At 74.0% G+C, this 20,405-nt stretch carries 21 protein-coding genes and 1 pseudogene; 10 read left to right on the forward strand and 12 right to left on the reverse strand.

Annotated elements, in window-relative coordinates:
- Nucleotides 1–55: 55 nt before the first annotated feature.
- Complete coding sequence (locus ACFRAC_RS15025; protein WP_382924321.1) at nucleotides 56–757, forward strand: SDR family oxidoreductase; 702 nt, start codon at nucleotides 56–58, stop codon at nucleotides 755–757.
- Here the strand turns inward: ACFRAC_RS15025 and ACFRAC_RS15030 are convergent, their stop codons facing one another.
- Both ACFRAC_RS15030 and ACFRAC_RS15035 read right to left on the reverse strand, forming a co-directional pair.
- Nucleotides 758–2,116: a VWA domain-containing protein gene (locus tag ACFRAC_RS15030; RefSeq protein ID WP_382924322.1), complete on the reverse strand. Its 1,359-nt coding sequence runs from the start codon at nucleotides 2,114–2,116 to the stop codon at nucleotides 758–760.
- Complete coding sequence (locus ACFRAC_RS15035) at nucleotides 2,113–2,970, reverse strand: AAA family ATPase (protein WP_382924323.1); 858 nt, start codon at nucleotides 2,968–2,970, stop codon at nucleotides 2,113–2,115. The genes ACFRAC_RS15030 and ACFRAC_RS15035 overlap by 4 nt, the downstream gene beginning before the upstream one ends.
- 125 nt (nucleotides 2,971–3,095) lie before the next feature.
- Here ACFRAC_RS15035 and ACFRAC_RS15040 point away from each other — a divergent pair, with 125 nt between their 5' ends.
- The gene (locus ACFRAC_RS15040) at nucleotides 3,096–3,665 is read left to right on the forward strand and encodes a TetR/AcrR family transcriptional regulator (protein ID WP_382924324.1); all 570 of its coding nucleotides are present in this window, start codon (nucleotides 3,096–3,098) and stop codon (nucleotides 3,663–3,665) included.
- A 14-nt stretch (nucleotides 3,666–3,679) separates the two neighbouring features.
- On the opposite strand, the gene ACFRAC_RS15045 is transcribed toward ACFRAC_RS15040, so the two are convergent.
- Genes ACFRAC_RS15045 through ACFRAC_RS15055 form a run of 3 tightly spaced genes read right to left on the reverse strand, consistent with a single transcriptional unit; the run spans nucleotide 3,680 to nucleotide 6,548 of the window.
- Entirely contained in the window at nucleotides 3,680–4,321 is a 642-nt protein-coding gene (locus ACFRAC_RS15045) for a lactate utilization protein C (RefSeq protein WP_382924325.1), read from the reverse strand.
- Nucleotides 4,318–5,796: a LutB/LldF family L-lactate oxidation iron-sulfur protein gene (locus ACFRAC_RS15050; RefSeq protein ID WP_382924326.1), complete on the reverse strand. Its 1,479-nt coding sequence runs from the start codon at nucleotides 5,794–5,796 to the stop codon at nucleotides 4,318–4,320. The genes ACFRAC_RS15045 and ACFRAC_RS15050 overlap by 4 nt, the downstream gene beginning before the upstream one ends.
- On the reverse strand, nucleotides 5,793–6,548 hold the full coding sequence (locus ACFRAC_RS15055; RefSeq protein ID WP_382924327.1) for a (Fe-S)-binding protein: 756 nt from the start codon (nucleotides 6,546–6,548) through the stop codon (nucleotides 5,793–5,795). The genes ACFRAC_RS15050 and ACFRAC_RS15055 overlap by 4 nt, the downstream gene beginning before the upstream one ends.
- A 216-nt stretch (nucleotides 6,549–6,764) precedes the next feature.
- Here ACFRAC_RS15055 and ACFRAC_RS15060 point away from each other — a divergent pair.
- The 3 genes and pseudogenes from ACFRAC_RS15060 to ACFRAC_RS15070 form a co-directional block, all read left to right on the forward strand.
- A pseudogene (locus ACFRAC_RS15060) lies at nucleotides 6,765–7,169 on the forward strand (substrate-binding domain-containing protein); the annotation flags it as partial.
- Between the two features lie 101 nt (nucleotides 7,170–7,270).
- Nucleotides 7,271–8,572 (forward strand): alpha/beta fold hydrolase, encoded by a 1,302-nt coding sequence (locus tag ACFRAC_RS15065; protein ID WP_382924328.1) that lies wholly within the window; start codon nucleotides 7,271–7,273, stop codon nucleotides 8,570–8,572.
- Nucleotides 8,559–9,104 (forward strand): PIG-L deacetylase family protein, encoded by a 546-nt coding sequence (locus ACFRAC_RS15070; RefSeq protein ID WP_382924329.1) that lies wholly within the window; start codon nucleotides 8,559–8,561, stop codon nucleotides 9,102–9,104. Before ACFRAC_RS15065 ends, ACFRAC_RS15070 begins: the two co-directional genes overlap by 14 nt.
- 27 nt (nucleotides 9,105–9,131) lie before the next feature.
- Here the strand turns inward: ACFRAC_RS15070 and ACFRAC_RS15075 are convergent, their stop codons facing one another.
- On the reverse strand, nucleotides 9,132–9,287 hold the full coding sequence (locus ACFRAC_RS15075) for a hypothetical protein (RefSeq protein ID WP_382924330.1): 156 nt from the start codon (nucleotides 9,285–9,287) through the stop codon (nucleotides 9,132–9,134).
- A gap of 62 nt (nucleotides 9,288–9,349) precedes the next feature.
- Between ACFRAC_RS15075 and ACFRAC_RS15080 the strand changes: the two genes are divergently transcribed.
- Complete coding sequence (locus tag ACFRAC_RS15080) at nucleotides 9,350–10,180, forward strand: pentapeptide repeat-containing protein (RefSeq protein ID WP_382924331.1); 831 nt, start codon at nucleotides 9,350–9,352, stop codon at nucleotides 10,178–10,180.
- Here the strand turns inward: ACFRAC_RS15080 and ACFRAC_RS15085 are convergent.
- Entirely contained in the window at nucleotides 10,142–11,662 is a 1,521-nt protein-coding gene (locus tag ACFRAC_RS15085; protein WP_382924332.1) for a cytochrome P450, read from the reverse strand. The two genes, ACFRAC_RS15080 and ACFRAC_RS15085, sit on opposite strands and share 39 nt — an antisense overlap.
- Nucleotides 11,663–11,770: 108 nt before the next feature.
- Between ACFRAC_RS15085 and ACFRAC_RS15090 the strand changes: the two genes are divergently transcribed.
- A complete protein-coding gene (locus ACFRAC_RS15090; RefSeq protein ID WP_382924333.1) occupies nucleotides 11,771–12,376 on the forward strand; it encodes a TetR/AcrR family transcriptional regulator in 606 nt (201 codons plus the stop codon).
- A gap of 95 nt (nucleotides 12,377–12,471) precedes the next feature.
- On the forward strand, nucleotides 12,472–13,194 hold the full coding sequence (locus ACFRAC_RS15095) for a DUF2470 domain-containing protein (RefSeq protein ID WP_382924334.1): 723 nt from the start codon (nucleotides 12,472–12,474) through the stop codon (nucleotides 13,192–13,194).
- On the opposite strand, the gene ACFRAC_RS15100 is transcribed toward ACFRAC_RS15095, so the two are convergent.
- The 3 genes from ACFRAC_RS15100 to ACFRAC_RS15110 form a co-directional block, all read right to left on the reverse strand.
- Nucleotides 13,162–14,373 carry a lactonase family protein gene (locus ACFRAC_RS15100; RefSeq protein ID WP_382924335.1) on the reverse strand — a complete coding sequence of 404 codons (1,212 nt, stop codon included), beginning with the start codon at nucleotides 14,371–14,373 and terminating at the stop codon, nucleotides 13,162–13,164. The two genes, ACFRAC_RS15095 and ACFRAC_RS15100, sit on opposite strands and share 33 nt — an antisense overlap.
- A gap of 110 nt (nucleotides 14,374–14,483) precedes the next feature.
- Nucleotides 14,484–15,734: an aromatic acid exporter family protein gene (locus ACFRAC_RS15105; RefSeq protein ID WP_382924336.1), complete on the reverse strand. Its 1,251-nt coding sequence runs from the start codon at nucleotides 15,732–15,734 to the stop codon at nucleotides 14,484–14,486.
- Nucleotides 15,735–15,908: 174 nt separating this feature from the next.
- Complete coding sequence (locus ACFRAC_RS15110; RefSeq protein ID WP_382924337.1) at nucleotides 15,909–16,403, reverse strand: FBP domain-containing protein; 495 nt, start codon at nucleotides 16,401–16,403, stop codon at nucleotides 15,909–15,911.
- Nucleotides 16,404–16,609: 206 nt separating this feature from the next.
- On the opposite strand from ACFRAC_RS15110, the gene ACFRAC_RS15115 reads away from it, so the two are divergent.
- Nucleotides 16,610–17,884: an ROK family protein gene (locus ACFRAC_RS15115; RefSeq protein ID WP_382924338.1), complete on the forward strand. Its 1,275-nt coding sequence runs from the start codon at nucleotides 16,610–16,612 to the stop codon at nucleotides 17,882–17,884.
- Nucleotides 17,885–17,940: 56 nt separating this feature from the next.
- Nucleotides 17,941–18,186, forward strand: a complete 246-nt coding sequence (locus ACFRAC_RS15120) for a hypothetical protein (protein WP_382924339.1) — start codon at nucleotides 17,941–17,943, stop codon at nucleotides 18,184–18,186.
- Between the two features lie 20 nt (nucleotides 18,187–18,206).
- Here ACFRAC_RS15120 and ACFRAC_RS15125 read toward each other — a convergent pair whose 3' ends face one another.
- A complete protein-coding gene (locus ACFRAC_RS15125; RefSeq protein ID WP_382924340.1) occupies nucleotides 18,207–19,235 on the reverse strand; it encodes an SDR family oxidoreductase in 1,029 nt (342 codons plus the stop codon).
- A gap of 67 nt (nucleotides 19,236–19,302) precedes the next feature.
- A complete protein-coding gene (locus ACFRAC_RS15130; protein ID WP_382924341.1) occupies nucleotides 19,303–20,265 on the reverse strand; it encodes an SDR family NAD(P)-dependent oxidoreductase in 963 nt (320 codons plus the stop codon).
- Nucleotides 20,266–20,405: the final 140 nt, after the last annotated feature.

Below are 20,405 nucleotides of genomic sequence, written 5' to 3' on the forward strand. Positions count from 1 at the left end.
GATCGGTTTCCTCGTGGGTCGGCGCGACCCGCACCCCTGCTCCGAGGAGAGAGCCATGACCGCCATCGAAGGATCCGTCGCCCTGGTCACCGGAGGCAGCCGCGGCATCGGCCGGGCCCTGGTCGCCGCCCTGTACGAGCGCGGCGCGAAGAAGGTGTACGCCACCGCCCGGGATCCGCGCACTGTCACGCACCCCGACGCCGTGCCGCTGGCCCTGGAGGTGACCGACCCCGCGTCCGTCGCCGCCGCCGCCGAGCGGGCGCAGGACGTCACCCTGCTCGTCAACAACGCGGGCGCGTCCGTGAACGCCAAGTTCCTGGACGCTCCCGTCGAGGACGTCCGGCGCGAGTTCGAGACCAACTTCTACGGGCCGCTCCAGGTCACCCGCGCCTTCGTCCCCGTCATCGAGCGCAACGGCGGCGGCCACATCCTCAACGTCCACTCCGTGCTGTCGTGGATCGGCCTCGCCAACTCCTACAGCGCCTCCAAGGCCGCCCTGTGGTCACTGACCAACTCGCTCCGGCTCGACCTGCGCGGGCGCGGCATCGAGGTCACCGGTCTGCACGTCGGCTACGTCGACACCGATCTGACCGCCCACATCGACGCGCCCAAGGTCACCGCCGACAGCGTCGCCGCGCAGGCGCTCGACGGGATCGAGACGAACGCCTTCGAGGTGCTGGCCGACGACATCTCCCGCCAGGTCAAGGCCGGGCTCGCCGCCGACCCGACCGCGCTCTACGCGCGGTTCGCCGCCTGATCACACCGGCAGCAGGCACCCCACCAGGGCGCTGAGCTGCCGGGCGGTCCGGCACTCGTGCATCTCCACCAGTTCGGCGTAGGCCGGGGCGGCGGAGTCGCCGGTGCCCCAGCGGGACCGCTGCTCGGGGTTGAGCCAGTACACGCGGCGCGCCCGGCGTGCGATCCGGCGCACGGCCGGCAGGTTCGGGTCGCTCATGTTCGTCCGGGCGTCACCGAGGACGAACACGGTGGTCCGCGGGCCCACCGCCTCCTCGTACCGCTCGTCGAACTCGCCCAGCGCCATGCCGTAGTCGCTGCTGCCGTGGTAGCCGGTGACGCCCGCCTCGCCCTGGATGCGCGCGCCCAGCCCCTCCGGGTCGGCGGTCCCGTGTTCCAGGAGCCCGGTCACCTCGTCGACCCGGTTGACGAAGGCGAACACCCGCACCTTGGAGAACTGGTCGTGCAACGCCTGCACGAGCAGCATCGTGAAGTCCGAGAATCCCGACACCGAGCCCGACACGTCGCACAGCAGCACCAGTTCGGGCCGTGCGGGCCGGCGCCGGCGCAGCACCGGACGCATCGGCACCCCGCCCGTGGACAGCGAACCCCGCAGGGTCCTGCGCAGATCGATGCTGCCCCGGGAGGCCCGCCGGCGCCGGGCGGCCAGCCGCGTCGCGAGCTTGCGGGCCAGCGGCTGCACCGTCCGCCGCAGTTCTGCCAGCTGGGTGCGGCCGGCGAACAGGAAGTCGACCCGGTCCGCGGTCGGCCGCACCGCCCGCCGCGCGATCTCGTCCCGGCCGCGCCGCTCGGCCACCCGGCGCCGCGCCTCGGCGGCCACCATCGCCCGGAAGGCGTCGATACGGCGCCGCACCTCGTCCTCCAGGAGCCGGTCGGTGAACCCCGGAGCGCCGCCCCGCGCCCGCACGTCGTCGCGGACACGCGCCATCAGCGTCTGCGGACGCACCCGCTCCAGCGTCTGGTACGACGACCAGCCGTCCGACTCCGGCGCCGAACCGTAGCCGCCGAACCCGTCGACCGCCTCGGCGGCGAGCCGCAGCATCAGCGCACGGTCGTCGGCGGCGAGGGCGGCCGCCAGCCGCTCCCGCAGGTCCTCGCGGCCCACCGCCGGCTGCTCCGGGCCCCCGACCCCGCGCGGGAAGTACAGGTCGAAGACCGGGTCGAACACCTGCCGCTGCCCGGTGCCGTGCAGCAGGGTCGCGGCCAGGCCCTCCCGCAGCAGCTCCCGGTCCGCCAGGCCGAGCGCCTCCACGGCCCGGGCGGCGTCCACGCTCTCGCCCGTGCCGATCCGCACGCCGTGCGCCCGCAACGCCCCCACCAGGGACGTCAACCGCTCGGCCACCCCCGCGGGCGTGGTCACAGGGCGTCCAGGTCGAGCTTGGCGGTCGCCTTGAGCACGTCGTCCTGGTGCTTGAGCAGCACCCCGAGGGTGGCCCGCACGACCGCCTCGTCCAGCGTGCCCGCGCCGAGGGCGAGCAGCGTGCGCGCCCAGTCGATGGTCTCGGCGACCGACGGCACCTTGCGCAGGTCCATGGCCCGCAGCGCGCCGACGACCCGGACGACCGAGCGGGCCAGCGCCTCGTCGAGCCCCGGCACCTTCAGCCGGACGATCCGGCGCTCCAGCTCCTCGTCCGGGAAGCCGATGTGCAGGAACAGGCAGCGGCGGCGCAGGGCCTCGGACAGCTCCCGGCTGGCGTTGGAGGTGAGGACCACGAAGGGCCGGCGGGTCGCGGCGATGGTGCCGAGCTCCGGGACGGTCACCTGGAAGTCGCTGAGCACCTCCAGCAGCAGGCCCTCCACCTCGACGTCGGCCTTGTCGGTCTCGTCGATCAGCAGCACCTTCGGGTCGTCGCCCCGGATGGCCGTCAGCAGCGGGCGGGTGAGCAGGAACTCCTCGCTGAAGATGTCCGTGCGCGTCTCGTCCCACGTCTCGTCGCGGCCCGCGCTGATGCGCAGCAGCTGCTTGGCGTGGTTCCACTCGTACAGCGCCCGGGACTCGTCGACCCCCTCGTAGCACTGGAGCCGGACCAGCCGGGCCTCCGTCACCTCGGCGACGGCCTTGGCGAGCTCCGTCTTGCCCACCCCGGCCGGGCCCTCGACCAGCAGGGGCTTGCCGAGCCGGTCGGCGAGGAAGACGGTCGTGGCGACGGCGGGCGAGGCGAGGTAGCCGTTCGCGGCCAGACGCGCGGAGACGTCGTCGACGGAAGTGAACAACGGGGGCCTCCGAGGGGAGCTGTCCAAGCGCTTGTTCAGTGGATGATGCCACGCGCGTTCCCGGCACCGGAAGACGGTACACCGATCGGTTTCCTCGCGGTCGTCCGCGCGGTACCCTCGCGGGTATGGCCACATCAGACAAGGCGTCCACCCGGGACCGGCTCCTCGACGCGGCGTCCGAGCTCTTCTACCGCGACGGCGTCTCCATCGGCGTCGAGGCGCTCTGCCGCACCGCCGGGGTCTCGAAGCGGTCCATGTACCAGCTCTTCGCCTCCAAGGACGAGGTTTTGGCGGCCAGCCTGGAGCGCCGGCTCCCCGCGTACGAGGCCCAGCTGATCCTCCCCGAGCAGGAGCCCGGCACCCCGCGCGAGCGCATCCTGCACGTGTTCGAGCACCTGGAGAAGAGCGCGGCTCAGCCCACTTACCAGGGCTGCCCCTACCTCGCCGCGCTGGTCGAGCTGAAGGACCCCGAGCACCCGGCCAGCGTGGTCGCCCGGGGCGCCAAGGACTGGATGAGGGACTACTTCCGCGCCCTGGCCGACCAGGGCGGCGCCCGCGACCCGGAGCTGCTGTCCCGGCAGCTCATGCTGGTCTTCGACGGAGCCAACGCCCGGGCGGGGGCCCGCGTCGAGACCCTGGACGGGCTGACCACGGACACGGTGACGCTGCTCCTCGACGCCTCCGGCCTGGCCTGACGGACCGGCGGGCCTCAGCCCAGCAGCACCACCTCCAGGGTGCGCGGACCGTGCACCCCCTCCACCCGGTCGAGTTCGATGTCGCTGGTCGCCGAAGGACCGGAGATCCACGTCAGGGGACGCACCGGGTCGAGCCGCGCGAGCGCCTGCGGGACGGACGACACGACCTGCTCCGGGACGCGGACGACACAGATGTGATGGTCGGGGACGAGGGTGATGCGGCGGCGGCCCTGGTCGGGAGAGCCGTCCAGGACGATCGTGCCCGTCTCGGCGACGGCGACCGCGCACCCGGTGACCACGCTCCCCACCCGGTCCAGCTCGTGCGGCGTGCTCCCGGCCAGGTCCTCGACACGGCTGGGACCGGTCGCCGGCAGCCACTCCGACGGCAGCCCGGGCGGTACGAGCACCTGCCCGGACCCCCGTTCGTCCAGCAACCGGCGGATGAGGTCCGGCAGTTCCCTCTCGTCCGCCCGGTGCACGATCGCCCGGTAGTCCGCCAGGTTCTCGGCCAGCAGGTCCACCGTCTCCTCGACGCCACGCCGTCCGTGCTCGCGCAGATAGTCGCGCGGCACCGCCTCCTCGTACGGCGGCTCCTCGCGCGGCACGTCCGCCAGCGCCCGCCGCACGCGGCCCAGAATCCGCTCCCTGGCGCTCACTTCGCCCCGTCCTTTCCGCCGTTCGTCCGCCGCCACCAGTCCCGGAACGGCTCCGCGGGCACCTCCGGCAGATCGCGGGTCCCGCTCCACGCCCGGCCGGGACCGGGCAGCGTCCGCGGATGCAGCCGTCGGGTGCGCGAGGCGAGCCGCTGGCCGGCGCGCAGGGCGCCCGGGTGGCTGAACGCCCAGCGTGCCGCCCGCATCGCCGCGCGCTCCGCCGCGTGTCCCTTCGCGGGCTTGAGGACCACCTTGTCGCCCCGCGAGGTCACCTGGCCGCCCTCGACGACCCGCTCCCGCAGATGCACCAGCACCTCGGGGATGTCGATGGCGACCGGGCACACCTCGTAGCAGGCGCCGCACAGCGTCGAGGCGTAGGGCAGCGACGCGTCGATCTCGCTGGCCGTGCCGCGCAGCTGCGGGCTGAGGATGGCGCCGATCGGGCCCGGGTAGACCGAGCCGTAGGCGTGCCCGCCGGCCCGCTCGTACACCGGGCACACGTTCAGGCAGGCCGAGCAGCGGATGCAGCGCAGCGCCTGCCGCCCCACCTCGTCGGCGAGCGTGTCGGTGCGCCCGTTGTCGAGCAGCACCAGATGGAAGGAGCGCGGCCCGTCCTCGTCGGTCGTCCCGGTCCACATCGACGTGTACGGGTTCATGCGCTCGGCGGTGGAGGAGCGGGGGAGCGTCTGCAGGAACACCTCGAGGTCCCGCCAGGTGGGCACGATCTTCTCGATGCCGACGACCGAGATCAGCGTCTCGGGCAGCGTCAGGCACATCCGCCCGTTGCCCTCGGACTCCACGACGACCAGGGTGCCGGTCTCGGCCACCATGAAGTTCGCGCCGGAGATCCCCACCTTCGCCCGCAGGAACTTCTCCCGCAGATGCAGCCGGGCCGCCTCGGCCAGCTCGGCGGGCGTGTCCGTCAGCCCGTCCGGGGCGGGGCGGCCCCACGCGCCCATCTCGCTGCGGAAGATGTCCCGGATCTCGGCCCGGTTGCGGTGGATCGCCGGGACGAGGATGTGCGAGGGCCGGTCCTTGCCCAACTGCACGATCAGCTCGGCGAGATCGGTCTCGTAGGCGCGGATGCCCTCCGCCTCCAGCGCCTCGTTCAGCCCGATCTCCTGGGTGGCCATCGACTTGACCTTGACGACCTCCGACTCACCGGTCGCCTTCACCAGGCCCGCCACGATCCGGTTGGCCTCATCCGCGTCCGCCGCCCAGTGCACGGTGCCGCCGGCCGCCGTCACCGACGCCTCCAACTGCTCCAGATAGCGGTCGAGATGACGCAGCGTGTGGTCCTTGATCCGCTTGCCCGCCTCCCGCAGCCGAGCCCAGTCCGCCACCTCCGCGACCGCCTTGGCGCGCTTGGCGCGGATGGTGTGCGTGGCGTGCCGCAGATTGCCCCGCAGCGTCGCGTCGTGCACCGCCTCCCGGGCGGCTCGGGGGAACGCCGGCATCCCGACGAACGTGCCACTCATACGGCCGGGTCCTCCTTCGTGCTCGCCAGGATCTCCGCGATGTGCACCGGCCGCATCCCCGTGCGCAGCCGTGCCATCGTGCCGCCGATGTGCATCAGACAGGAGTTGTCGGCCGCGCACAGCACCTCGGCGCCCGTCGACTCGGCGTTGCGCACCTTGTCCGCGCCCATCGCCGCCGAGACGTCGGGGTTCTTCAGCGCGAACGTGCCGCCGAAGCCGCAGCACTCGTCCGCGCCCGGCAGTTCGGCCAGCTCCAGGCCCTCGACGGCCCGCAGCAGGCGCAGCGGCCGCTCGCCGACCCCCAGTGACCGCAGCCCGTGGCAGGTCGGGTGATACGTCACCCGGTGCGGGTAGTACGCGCCGACGTCCGTCACCTCCAGCACGTCCACCAGGAACTCCGTCAGCTCGTACGTCTTGGGCACCACCGGGGCCAGCGTGGCCGCGAGCGAGTCGCCGCGCCCCTCGGCCCGGGCCCGCTCGCCCATCCGCGGGTACAGCTCCCGCACCATCGCCCCGCACGACCCGGACGGGGTGACGATCGCGTCGTACTCCCCGAAGACATCGGAGAACTGCCGGGCCAGCGGCTCGGCCTCGTGCCGGTAACCGGTGTTGTAGTGCGCCTGCCCGCAACAGGTCTGCGCCATCGGGAAGTCGACCTCGACACCCAGTCTGGTCAGCAGTTTCACCACGGCGCGCCCGGTGTCCGGATAGAGCGTGTCGTTGACACAGGTCAGGAACAGGGCGACACGCATCGCGGCTCCTCGGAGTCGGTCATCGGACGAGTGCAGGGTAGTGCGGTGGCACGCTCGCGGGGAGGCCCGCTCACGCCCTGGCGAGCCGGGCCTCCGCCTCGGCCCGGCGCGCCGCGTCCCCGCCGGGCTCGTACCGCCGACGTGATCTGTGCCGGCGGCCGACCGCACCTGTGCGCGGACTCGCACGGCGACGGTTTCGCCCACGTCGAGTCGGTGGCCGGCCTCGGACCCGAGCACCTGCGGGAGCTGCCCACCGGACGGCTCGACGTCGCCGCCGGCCGGGACGCCGGGGCGCGCCTGCTCGGCCTCGCGGACCGGCCGACCGCCGTCTTCCGCGCGAACGACCTGCTCGCCCTCGGCGTGCTCCAGGCCACGTACGCGGCCGGTGTCGGCGTCCCCGACGACCTGGCCGTCGTCGGCCACGACGACATCGAGTCCGCCGCCGCGGCGGCAGTCCCGCTGACCTCCGTACGGCAGCCCGCCGTCACCATGGGGACCCTCGCCGCGGAGGTGCTGCCGGAGGAGACCGAGGCGCGGACGGGCGTCCGGACGCACGAGCACCGCGGGGTCGTCCTGCAGCCGGAACCGGTGGTGCGGCGGTCCTCGCTCGCCGCCCGCTGATCCGCCGTTCAGTACGATTTCATGATCCGGGGGCTCCCCGGCGGAGGAACATGTGCTGAACTGGGACGCGGCCCGAAAAAATCTCCGTCCCGGGAGCACCGTTGTCCGTCAGCTACCGCCAGCCCGGCGTCGTCCTCACCGACCGCCGCTTCACCGTGCCGCTCGACCACGCCCACCCCACGGGGGAGACGATCGAGCTCTTCGCCCGGGAGGTCGTCGCCGGGGACAAGGCGCACCAGGACCTCCCATGGCTGGTCTACCTCCAGGGCGGCCCCGGCTTCGGCGCGAACCGTTTCGTCGGCAAGGCCGCCTGGCTCGGCCGCGCGCTCAGGGAGTTCCGGGTCCTGCTGCTCGACCAGCGCGGTACCGGGCACTCCACGCCCGCCAACCGCCAGACGCTCCCGCTGCGCGGCGGCCCCGCCGAACAGGCCGACCACCTCACGCACTTCCGCGCCGACTCGATCGTCCGCGACTGCGAGCTGATCCGCCGGGAGGTGACCGGCGGCGCCCCCTGGACCGTCCTCGGCCAGAGCTTCGGCGGCTTCTGCACGGTCACCTATCTCTCCACCGCTCCCGAGGCCCTGACCGCCGCCGTCGTCACCGGCGGACTGCCCTCCCTGGACGCGCACGCCGACGACGTCTACCGGGCCGCCTACCCGCGCATCGAGCGCAAGGTCGCCGCGCACTACGCCCGCTACCCGCAGGACGTCGAGCGGGCCCGCCGGATCGCCGACCACCTCCTCGCCCATGACGTCGTCCTGCCGAACGGCTACCGCCTGACCGCCGAGGCCTTCCAGTCGCTCGGCATCCTCCTCGGCGGCAGCGAGGGCAGCCACCGGCTGCACTACCTCCTGGAGGACGCCTTCGTCCGCACCCCGAACGGGACCGTCCTGTCGGACACCTTCCAGGAGGAGGTCCAGGGCCTGCTGTCGTACGCCGGGCATCCGCTGTACGCGCTCGTCCACGAGGCGGTCTACGCCCAGGACGCCCGGCCCACCGCCTGGGCCGCCGAGCGGGTGCGCGCCGAGTTCCCGCAGTTCGACGCGGCGAAGACGCTCGCCGGGGACGGGCCGCTGCTCTTCACCGGCGAATCGATTCACCCCTGGATGTTCGACTGCGACCCGGCGCTGCGCCCGCTGCGCGAGACCGCCGAGATCCTCGCCGCCCGCACCGACTGGACGCCCCTGTACGACGCGGCGCGTCTCAGCGTCAACGAGGTGCCGGTGGCGGCGGCCGTGTACCACGACGACATGTACGTCGACACCGCGCACTCCCTGGCCACCGCCCGCGCCGTCCGCGGACTGCGCACCTGGGTCACCGACGAGTTCGAGCACGACGGCGTCCGCGCCGGCGGCCCCCGGGTGCTGGACCGGCTGCTCGCCCTCACCCGTGACGAGGCGTGACGCGCGACGCGCGCACCAGCCCGCCGCCGTCGCCGCCTGGACCGACGCGGGCCGCGAGGTCGCCCACGTCCTCGCGACCCGCGGCGAGGCCGGCGTCGACACCCTGGAGCCGGAGAAGTGCGGCCCGCTGCGCGAGCGCGAGCAGCGGGCCGGTGCCGCGGTCGTCGGTGTCACCGCGGTCGAGTTCCTGGACCACGCGGATGGCGTGATCGAGTACGGCACCGCGCTGTGCCGCGACATCGCCGCCGCGATCCGCCGCCACCGGCCCGAGCTGGTGATCACCCTCAACCACCGGGACACCTGGGGCGGCGTCGCCTGGAACTCCCCGGACCATGTGGCGGTCGGCCGGGCCACCCTGGACGCGGCGGGCGACGCCGGCAACCGCTGGATCTCGCACGCGGTGGACGCCACCGCCGGCCTCGACCGCGCGGTGCGCTCCCTGCTGGAACACCGCACCTCCATCGAGGTACTGACGGGCGAGCGGTTCGGCGGCCGCCCGGCGGTCGCGTTCGAACTCTTCCCCCGCGGCTGAGGCCGTTGCGCCCTGCGCGCGGGCCCGTCACGGCAGGGACCGCGTGAGCCACACCAGTTCACCGCCGTCCTCGGCCGAGGGCATGCCGCCGCCCCGCTCGGCGACGAGCGCGCGACGGGCGTCGATGCCGGGCCCGGTCCACGGACGCAACGTCGGCCGGACGGTGCCGAGTTCGAGCGGCATCGGCGAGCGCGGCACTCCATCGACGCACCGGCGTTATCGCCGCGGCGGCCTAGGATGAGGGCATGCAAGATCAACCCCGGGCCCTCGCCGAGCTGCGCGGCGACTGCGGAAACTGTTTCGGGCTGTGCTGTGTGGCGCTGCCCTTCTCCGCCTCCGCGGACTTCGCGGTGGACAAGGCGGCCGGTACGCCCTGCCGCAATCTCCTCGACGACCACCGCTGCGGCATCCACACCCAGCTGCGGGACACGGGCTTCACCGGGTGCACGGTCTACGACTGCTTCGGCGCCGGGCAGAAGGTCTCGCAGGTCACGTTCGCCGGGGAGGACTGGCGCACGGGCCCCGCCGACCGCGCCCGGCGGATGTCCGACGTGTTCCCCGTCGTCCGCCAGCTGCACGAACTGCTCCGGTACCTCACCGAGGCCCTGTCCCTGCCCGCCGCCCGCCCGCTGCGCGCCGACCTGCGCGCACTCCTGGACACCACCGAGGCGCTCACCCTCGGTACCCCGGAGGAGTTGGCCGCACTCGACGTCGCCGCCCACCGGCAGCGGGTGAACGTGCTGCTGCTCAGGACGAGCGAGCTGGCCCGCGCGGGGGTGCGCGGGCGCGGCAAGAACCGCCGGGGCGTCGACCTGATGGGTGCCCGCCTCCGGGGCGCCGACCTGCGCGGGGCCGACCTGCGCGGGGCCTACCTCATCGCGGCCGACCTGACCGGTGCCGATCTGCGCGGAGCGGACCTCATCGGCGCGGACCTGCGCGACACCGACCTCACGGACGCCGATCTGACGGACGCCTTCTTCCTGACCCAGCCGCAGGTCGACGCGGCGCGCGGGAGCGCCGGGACCCGGCTGCCCGGCTCAGTCTCCCGCCCCGCGCACTGGACAGCGCAGGGCTGATCCCTCGTCCTCCTCGACGGCCGCGGGGTCCTCGGTGGGCGCGGGGGCGGCCGTCCGCCGTTCCAGGCCCAGCCGCAGTCCCTCCGGCATCAGGGTCAGCCGCTCCGTGACCCGCAGCCGGTAGCCGGGATCGCCGTGGAAGTCGTACCGGCGCAGCAGCAGGCCCAGCACGAGCGTCGCCTCGTGCAGCGCGAACTGCCGCCCGATGCACGCCCGCGCGCCCGTCCCGAACGGCTTGAAGGTGTGCGGCGCCCGGGTCCGCACCGCCTGCGGGGCGAACCGGTCGGGGTCGAAGCGCTCCGCGTCCGCGCCCCAGACCTCCGGGTCGCGGTGCACCGTCGGCGTGAGCACCAGCGCCCAGGCGCCCCGTCGCATCGGGTGCGTGCCGCCCAGCACGGTGTCCTCGCGGGCCTCCCGGGCGAACGCGGGCGCCGTCGGCCACAGCCGCAGTGCCTCGTCCAGCACCCGGCGCACCTGACGCAGCCGGGCCACCTGCTCGTACCCGGGCGTCCGCGTAGCGCCCCAGACGCGGTCCACCTCGGCGCGGGCGCGGGCCGCGACGTCGGGGTGCCGGGAGAGGTAGTGCAGCGCGAAGGACAGCGCGCCCGACGTGGTCTCGTGACCGGCCACGAGGAAGGTGATCACCTGGCGGCGGACGTTGAGCGCGGAGAGCCGCTCGCCCGTCTCCGGGTGCGCGGTCGCGAGCATCCGGTCCAGCAGGTCCCCGTCCCCGGGCCCGTTCTCCCCGCGCGCGCGGATCAGCTCGTCGACGGTGTGGTTCAGGAACGCGATGTCGGCGTCGTTGCGCCGCGCGGCCCGTCGCAGCAGCCACGGCACCGGTACGGAGTTCAGGCGCTGGGCGTGGGTGAGGGTGCCCACCATCGCCGTCACGAAGGGATGCGGCCGGGACCGCTCGAAGGAGCCGAAGTCATGGCCGAACCCGGTGCGGGCGATGGTCTCCAGGGTCAGTCTGGTCATGTCGCCGGGCACGTCGACCGTCCGCCCGGCCTCCTGCGCCCGGTCCCAGTGGTCCATGAGCCGGCCGGCCACGTCGAGCATCATCGGGTGGTAGCCCGCCATGGCCTCCCGGCTGAACCCCGGGGCCAGGACGTCGTGGGCGAGCTGCCAGTTGGGCTCGTGGTTGTACGCCGTGAACAGGCCGTCGCCGGCGACCGGCCGCAGATTGGCGATGCCCAGGCCGACGTGCTTGGCGAAACGGGACTCGTCCGCCATGTCGGCGGCGAGCGCGGCGCCCGCCACGAACACGAACTCCTTGTTCAGCACCCGGCGCCGGAAGATCGGCCCGAGCCGCCGCGCGAGCCGCAGCGAGTCCTGCAGCGGGGTGTGCCGGCCGGCGCCGACCACATCGCCGAGCAGCGGGACGCGGTACGGGGGGTGGGGTATGCGCGACAGCTCCGGCCAGCCCTGCTCGGCGCCGCGGAACCCCTTCGGCAGGCCGGTGCCGGTCGTCGTCTCCGCCATGACGCGATCTCCCTCGGTGGGGCGGCAGTTCGGGTTCGTTGTACATGAGTTCAATAGCGCGCCTCAGTCTGGGCCCGCCGTCGAAGCCCCGTCAAGTAAGGTGCGCGCATGGCCGGGAACCAGGAGCGCACACGCCGCCGGCTCGGCACCGAGGAGCGGCGGGCCCAACTGCTCGCCGTCGGCGCCCGCCTGTTCTCGGAGCACCCGTACGACGAGGTGTGGATCGAGCAGGTGGCGGAGATCGCCGGCGTCTCGCGCGGGCTGCTCTACCACTACTTCCCGACCAAACGGGACTTCTTCGCGGCCGTCGTCGAACGGGAGAGCGAGCGCATGCTGCGGATGACCGCGGCCGCGCCCGGCGTCCCGGTGCGCGACCAGCTCACGGCGAGCCTCGACACGTTCCTCGGGTACGTCGAGGCCCACGCCCACGGCTACCGCGCCTTCCACCGCGCGGACGCGGCGGGCGACCAGGCCGTGCGCTCGGTCTACCGGCGCGCCCTGGCCGCGCAGGAGAAGCAGATCCTGGAAGCGCTGGCCGCCGATCCCGAGTTCGGCCCGGCCGCGCGGGAACGCCCGGAGGTCCGCCTCGCCGTGCGGGGCTGGCTGGCGTTCACCACGGCCGTCTGCCTGGAGTGGCTGCGGCGCGAGGACCTGACCCGGGAGCAGGTGCGGGACCTGTGCGTCCGTGCGCTGCTCGGGGTTCTCACCTCCTGACCGCGGGAGAGGGGGAGTCCGGGCGGGCGGGGCTGGTTGGCGTGCGCTCCGATCTCCGCTAGGTTAGGCAAGGCTTACCTAAGAGGAGGTTGGGGATGGGTGACAGCCAGACCTGGACGGCCGCTCCTTCCGCGGCGCAGCGGGCCCGCTCGGTGCTCGCCGCCGCGTGGTCCTGCGCGGTGACCGCCGAGGGCTGCCGGGAGGAGCTCGTCGGCACCCACCGGATGGCCGGCGACGGCCGGCTGCTGCTCGCCGTGCCGGAGGACAGCGCCCTGCACACGGCCGTGATCTGCGCGCCCCGCGGTGAGCCCTCCGCCGTCCTGGAGTTCGCCGACGTCGCCCCCGTACCCGTCCGGGCCCGCATCCGCGCCCGGCTCTGGCTGTCCGGCTGGTTCACCCCCGAGCGGGACGAACTGGCCTTCAGGCCCGCACGGGTGGTGCTGCGCCGGCCCTCCGGACCCGAGGTCGTCGACCTCGCCGAGTTCGCCGAGGCCCGGCCCGACCCGCTGGCCGGGGCTGAGGCCCGACTGCTCACCCACCTCGCCGACTGCCACCCGGACGCCGTGGAGCGACTCACCCGGCTCGTCGACCCCGGCAGCCTGCACGGCGCCGTCCGGGTGCGGCCCCTCGCCGTCGACCGGCACGGCCTCACCCTGCGGATCGAACGTGCCCGTACCCACGGCGACGTACGGCTCACCTTCCACCGGCCCGCCGACGACCTCGGCCAGCTCACCGAACGCGTCCACGCCCTGCTCGCCCAGGCCGCCGCCGGCTGCCCGCGGACCCTACAGCGGCAGCGCGCAGACGGCGACGGGTGACCCGAACGGCTTGCCCACCAGGCGCAGTCCACCGTCTTCCGGGTCGACCCCGAAGACGGCGAGGGTGCCCGACTTCTGGTTCGCGGCGAACAGCAGGGCGCCGTCCGGGGACAGCGCGACCTGGCGGGGGAAGTCCCCGCCGGCCGGCACCGTGCCGAGCAGGCGCAGCCGGGCGCCGTCCTCCTCCACCGCGTAGCGCGCGAGACTGTCGTGCCCCCGGTTGGCCAGCCACGCGTGACGGCCGTCCGGCGCGACGACGACCTGCGCCGGATAGTTGGTGCCCGAACCCGACCCCGTGTCCTGCCCCGGACCGATCGCCAGCCGTCCCGTCGCCGGGTCGTACGTGCACACCGCCACGGTGTCGTCGACCTCGTTCGCCAGATACGCGTACCGCCCGCCCGGGTGGAACGTCAGCTGGCGCGGCCCCGCACCGGGCGCGGCCCGCGCCCGGGAGACCTCGGTGAGCTTCCCGGCGTCCGTGTCGAGACGGTAGGTGTACACCGTGTCCGTGCCCAGGTCGACGGCGAGCACATGGCGGCCGTCCGGGCTGGTGACGACCTGGTGGGCGTGTGGGCCGTCCTGGTCCGGGCCGGGCGGCGGAGAAGAGTGCGTGACGAGGTCGGTGCGCTCCCCCAGCGCCCCCGACGCGTCGATCGGGTGCACGGCCACGCTGCCCGTGCCGTAGTTGGCGCTGAGCAGCCAGCGTCCGCTCGGGTGCACCGACAGATGGCAGGGCGCCGCACCGCCGGTGCTTCGGCTCCCCAGCACCTTCCGGTCGGCCAGGCGCACGGCGGTCACGGCACCGTCGTCGCGTTCGTCGACCGCGTACAGCGTGCGTCCGTCCGGATGGACGGCCAGGTACGAGGGATCGGGGACGCCCTTGATCGTCCCGGCGCCCGTGATCCGGCCCGTGACCGGGTCGTACGTGGCGACGCCGATGCCGTCGCCCCCGCCGTCGACGGAGGTGTAGGTGCCGACGTACAGGCGGCGCGGCCCGGAGGGCGCACAGCTCTCGGCCTGCGGACTGGGGCGGGTCCCGGGGGTGGACGTCCGTGCGGCCGGCGGGTCCGAGGGGGCGGGCGTGCCGTCGCAGCCCGTGACCGCCGGCAGCGCCGCGCCGGCGGCCGTCCCCGAGAGGGCGCCGAGGAACCGGCGCCTGCTCAGCCCACCCGTGCCCATGTCCCACCTCAGGTCGTCGGTCGTCGTGGTCGCCCGGCCACCTTGGCGCGCCGCGCCCGCCCGGCGCAAGGACGGCACCGGCCGTCACGCGCGTCGCGGGCTCCGCACGGCTACCGGGAGCGCCCGCTCACCCCGGTCCGGCTCCACAGCCGCTCCTGGATCCCCATGCGCTCCCGCATCCGGTACAGCCCAGGCATCCTGGCGCGCTGCGCCTGCGACACGCGGTCCAGCTCCTCCAGCAGGCGGCGGGAGCGGTGCTCGGTGTTCATCTCGTCGATGATCCGGTTCACCTCGGTCAGGACGGCGCCGTACAGCTGCCAGTGCTGGGGCCGGCGCGTCGCCTCCTCGCGCAGCAGCGGGGCGAGCCGGTCGCGGGTGCCGGCCGCCGCGCGCAGTTCCGCGGACAGCCGGGACTCCGCCGCGTCGGCGTTGCTGCTGACATGGGTGGTGACCAGGACCGAGAAGCTGACCACCGCGTCGGCGATCTCGGAGAGCAGTTCGTCGAGGACCGCGCCCGTCTCCTTCTCGAACAGAGAGTCGGGCTCGCGGTCCTTGGCGAGGTCGGTCAGGGTGCGCGCGAGCACCCGCAGCACCACCGTGCAGATCTCCAGGGTGTCGAGCCCCGTGCGCAGCACCACGCGGTGCAGCAGGCCCTCACGGACCCGCGGGTTCAGGCGCAGGCTGTCCTCGGCCTGCCGGAGCGCCGCGTCCACCTCGATGATGTCGTGGTCGAGCCGGCGCGCCTCGTGCAGCCGGGCCGCCGCCTGCTCGTACGGCTGCCGGCCCGCCGCCTCCTCGCCGATGCGCAGCATCAACTGCCGCAGCCGCCGCGACAGGCCCCCCATCGACTCACCGGCCTCGTCCACCCAGACGGGCGGTGCGAGCAGCAGGTTGAAGCCGAGGCCGACGACGGCGCCGATCAATGTCTCCAGCACCCGCGCCCAGGCCACGTCGCCGACGGAGGTGACGCCGAGGACCAGCATCGCGCTGATCGCGACCTCGGGGACGTACTCGTCGACCCGCACCAGATGGCCGACCCCCAGCGCCGCCACGATGAGCAGGCCGAGGCTCCACCAGGTCAGGCCGACCAGGAGGCTGAAGGCGATGGCCACCAGCACGCCGGCCACCACCGAGTTCACCCGCCGGATGCCGTTGGTGAGCGTGGCGTAGAAGGTGACCTGGACGACCAGCAGCGCCGTCAGGGGAGCGGTCAGCGGTGCCGCCTCGGGGCTCAGGCGCAGCGCGATGACGTACGCGATCGTCGCCGCGGCCGCCGACCGCAGCGTCTGCACCACCACGGGGTCCCGGAGCAGCTTGGCCAGCCGCTCGCGGGACCACTGCTCCTCACGTGCCTCACGCATCCTTGGGCTGTTCCCCTTCCGCCACCCCCGCACACCGCGTGCGGAACATGATGATCCGCACAAAACCCCAGGGTGGTGGCAGGGGCCGGGCGACAGCAGGAGGCGGGGCCGGTGACCACCGACACCCGGCCCGGAGGTCGGCCGAACGGGCTCACGGGGGAGCGGAGCGAGGGCTCAGGCGTACAGCTTGTCGAGGAAGGCGCGCAGATTCCCGGTGGTGCGGGCGATCTGCTCCTCCAAGGTCAGGCTCTCCTCGAACCGCCCGCCGGACGCGGGGACCTTCTTGCCGCGCACGTAGAGCGAACAGGCCAGGTCGGTGCACATGTACAGACCGACCGAGTTGCCCTCGCGCCCGGCGGGCCCCGCCTTGCGGGCCGTCATCAGGGAGACGCCCCCGCCGGGGTGGGTCGTCAGGCACAGGGAGCACAGGCTGCGGTGCGTGAAGCCGCGCTGCTGCGAAGGGAAGCGCAGTGTGATGCCCACCGGCCGCCCCTCGCGCTCGGCGACCAGATAGCTGCGGTCGGGCGCCCCCGGTTCGCGCCAGCCGAGGAAGTCGAGGTCGTCCCAGGGGCGTTCGTCCAGGTCGCGGGGAACGGACAGGCGCTTCGCCTCGCCTTTGGAGCAGTTGACGAACGCATCGCGGATCTCGGCCTCGGTGAGTGACCTCATGGGAGCCTCCAGGGGGCGCTGGGACGGAACGAACGAAACCTAGGGGCTCTAGGTTCTGGGCTAGGTTAGGCAGGGTGGCGGACGGGGGCCAGCGGTTTTCCCCGCCGCCGGGCCACGGGCCGGGGCCCGGCCGAGCATCTGACGTCGTGGTTCACAATGGAGGCGGATCCATCGGGGCGGGAAACGGCAGGTCGGAAGGGAGCCGCATGGCGGGGCGGAACGGGCGCACGGTACGGGACCTCAGACGGGGCAACCGTACGGCCGTACTCCAGCGCCTCTACTTCGACGGCCCGCTCAGCCGTTTCGAACTCGGCCCGGCGACCGGACTCAGCTCCGGTTCCGTGAGCAACGTCGTCGCCGAGCTGATCGGCGACGGCCTGGTCGAGGAGGCCGGCAGCGTCGACTCCGACGGCGGCCGTCCCCGCATCCTGCTGCGGGTCGCCCCCGGCAGCGGCCACATGATCGGCGTCGACGTCGGCGAGACCCGGGTGCGGGTCGGCCTGTTCGACCTCACGCTCACCGAACTCGCCCGCGCCGAGCGGCCGTTGGAGCAGCAGCGCTACGAGGTCGACGGCATCGTCCGCCATGTGCGGGACGGCATCGCGGAGGTCCTCGCGGGCGCCGGCATCGGACCCGGGCGGCTGCTCGGGGTCGGCATAGGGGTCCCCGGCATCGTCGAACGCACCCCGGACCTCGGTGCCGTGGTGCACGGCCAGACCATCGGCTGGGACGCCGTCCCGCTGGAGCGGCTGCTGCGCGACGGCTCGGAACTGCCCGGCAGCGTCCCCTACTTCATCGACAACGGCGCCCGGACACTCGGCCAGGCCGAGATGTGGTTCGGCGCCGGCCGGGGCGCCGGGAACGCGCTGGTCGTCCTCTTCGGCTCCGGCGTCGGCGCCTGTCTGGTCACCCCGGAGGTGGAGCACGGGCGGGCCGTCGAGTGGGGCCATCTGACGGTACGGGTCCGCGGCCGGCGCTGCCGCTGCGGCGCCCTGGGCTGCCTGGAGGCGTACGCGGGCGCCGAGTCGCTGCTCGCCCGCTGGTTCGAGGCGGGCGGCAGCGCCCCGCAGGGCGCCGACGAGGAGACCGCGCTGTCCGTGATGCTCTCCGGCGCCTACCCGGCCGACGGCGGTCCGGCCGACCCGGTGGCGCTCGCCGTGCTGGACGAGACCGCCGAGTACGTCGGCGCGGGCCTGTCCGACCTGATCAACCTCTTCCAGCCGGAGCGCATCCTGATCGGCGGCTGGGCCGGTCTCCAGCTCGGCAGCCGCTTCCTGCCCGCCGTCCGCCGTCACGCCGCCGCCTACTCGCTGCGGCATCCGGCCGAGAAGGTCGGCATCGAGCTGGGCAGGCTCGGGCCGGACGCGGTGACCGTCGGCGCCGCGATCCTGCCGCTCGCCGACTTCTTCGCGCACGGCGGGCGCCGCGCCGGCCCCGCGCCCGAGTCCGGCGGCACCCCGGCCCGGTCCGTGCCGCGCTGACGTTTGCCGGGGCCGGGTGTCGGTACTCGCAGCGTCCGACACGTGGGAGGCACACCATGGACGACCACCGCCGAGAGGCACCCGGCGAGAGCCCGGACCCGATTCCCAGGGACCTGCCGGACCAGCAGGCGCGCGGCGGGGAGGACCCGTGGGAGGTCCCCGTCGGGCCCACCCGCGACGCCTCCGAGTCCGAGACCGACGACGTCCCGGAGACGGACGAGGCGGGCACGGGCCGGCAGGGCGAGCCCCAGACCGGCGCGGTCCACCCCGAGCACCCGGCCCCGGAGGAGTCGGCGGGCTGAACCGTCCGGCGTCATTCCCCTCAGCCGACCTTCCGGCCCCGCAGGTTGGCCGTGCCCGTGCCCGCCCCCTCCCGCAGGCCCCCCAGGAACTCCTCGAGCACCTCGGGTGCCGTGCGGGTCGGCTCCCAGCCCAGTTCCGCGCGGGCGCGGGAGCAGTCCATCAGCGGCACCCTGAGGACCGCGTCGAACAGGTGCGGGGACGCCGGCAGCAGCCGCAGGCCCCACAGCGCGGCGATCGCCGAGCGGGCCGCCGTACGGGGGAGGCGGACCGGGCGGGCGCCGAGCATCTCGCCCAGCAGCGCCGCGTCGACCGGCGGGCCCGCCGCCAGGTTGAAGGCGCCGCGCACGTCCGACTTCACCGCCAGCCGGTAGGCGTGGGCCGCGTCGTCGGTGTGCAGCACCTGCACCCGCAGCCCCGGCACGTCGGGCAGGAACGGCAGCAGGTCGGGCCGCAGCAGCGGCCCCGGCAGGAAACGGCCGCCGAAGATCCGCCGCTGCTCGCTCGCGGACGCGCGCTTGAACAGGAACGCCGGCCGCATCCGCACCACGCGGATCTCGGGGTGCTCCCGCTCGAAGATGTCCAGGTTCCGTTCCAGGTACGCCTTCTCCCGGCAGTACGCGGCGTCCGGCCAGCCGTGCGTCGGCCACGACTCGTCGACGGGGTGGTCCTTGGGCCCCGGCGAGTACGCGCCCACCGACGAGGCGTGGATCAGCGCGGGCACCTTGGCCTCGGCCACCGCCTCGTAGACGCGCAGGCTGCCGAGCACGTTGGTGCGCCAGGTCGTCGCCGGGTCGTGCGTCGGCTGGAAGGCCCAGGCCAGATGGACGACGGCGTCGGCACCGGCGAAGACGCGCGCGAGATCCGTGTGCCGCGACGCCAGGTCGGCCGCCGTCCACTCGGTCTTCGCGGGCCCCACGTCGGGTCTGCGACGGGCCAGGCCCACGACGGTCCCGACCTCCGGGTCCGCCGCGAGGAGCCGCACCACACTGGTGCCGACGTTGCCGGTGGCTCCGGTGACCACGATCCTGCGCTCCGGTCCACTGCTCACCTGCGGCTCCTCCCGGACGATGGGGGACGGGGGCGCCCGAGTACCCCCAGCGCCCCCGCGCACGCCGTCACCCGGCGAAGGCGTCCACGCCGGTCAGCTCCGCCGACAGGGCCCACAGCCGGGCCGCCTGCTCGGGGTCGGTCGCCCAGTCCTTCACCCCGACGCGCTCACCGTCGGCCGGGGCCGGCTCGGCGACGTCGCAGTCTTCCAGGTAGAGGCCGCCCAGGCCCGCCAGCTGGGGCGAGGTGGCCGCCCACACCTGGGTCGCGGCGCCCTGCTCGGGCGTCTTGAAGCCCGGCTGGGGGATCTCGTCGCCCTTCTCGTCGATCCAGCCGTTGGCGATCATCTCCTCGCGGGGCAGATGCCGCTGAAGCGGCGTGAGGATGCCCCCGGGGTGCAGCGCGAAGGCCCGTACGCCGCGGTCGGCCGCGAGCCGGTCGAGCTGGACGGCGAACAGGGCGTTCGCGCTCTTGGCCTGGCCGTACGCCTGCCACTTGTCGTAGCCGTGGCGCCAGTGGACGTCGTCCCAGCGGATGCCGGAGAAGTGGTGGGCGCGCGAGGACACCGACACCACCCGGGCGCCACCGGGCTCGATCGCCGGCCACAGCCGGTTGACCAGGGCGAAGTGCCCGAGGTGGTTGGTGGCGAACTGCGCCTCCCAGCCGCGTCCGACCCGGGTCTCCGGGCAGGCCATGATGCCGGCGCTGTCGATCATGATGTCGATTTCCCGGCCGCCGGCCAGGAACCGTTCGGCGAAGCCGCGGACGCTGTCCTGGTCCGCCAGGTCGAGCTCGTCCACCTCGACGCCGCTCAGCCCGGCCAGCGCCTCCTCGGCGGTGGACCGGCGGCGGGCGGGGACGACGACGTGGGCGCCGGCGCGGGTGAGGGCCCGAGTGGTCTCCAGGCCGATCCCGGAGTAGCCGCCCGTGACGATCGCGAGCTTGCCGGTCAGGTCGATGCCCGCCAGGACCTCGTCGGCGGTGCTGGTCGCTCCGAAACCGGAGCCGATCTTGTGCTGTGCAGTGCTCATGTCCGGAACGCTATGAATTGGAGTGCTCTCGAAGTCAAGCGGACGCGGGGAGCGGTGCGCCCGGACAGGAAGAAGCCCCGGCCGGACGGGGGAATCCGGTCGGGGCGTCGAGGGTGGGTGCGCATGGCGGTCGCCTCTCG

The organism is Streptomyces sp. NPDC056628, assembly GCF_042792555.1.
GTDB lineage: Bacteria > Actinomycetota > Actinomycetes > Streptomycetales > Streptomycetaceae > Streptomyces.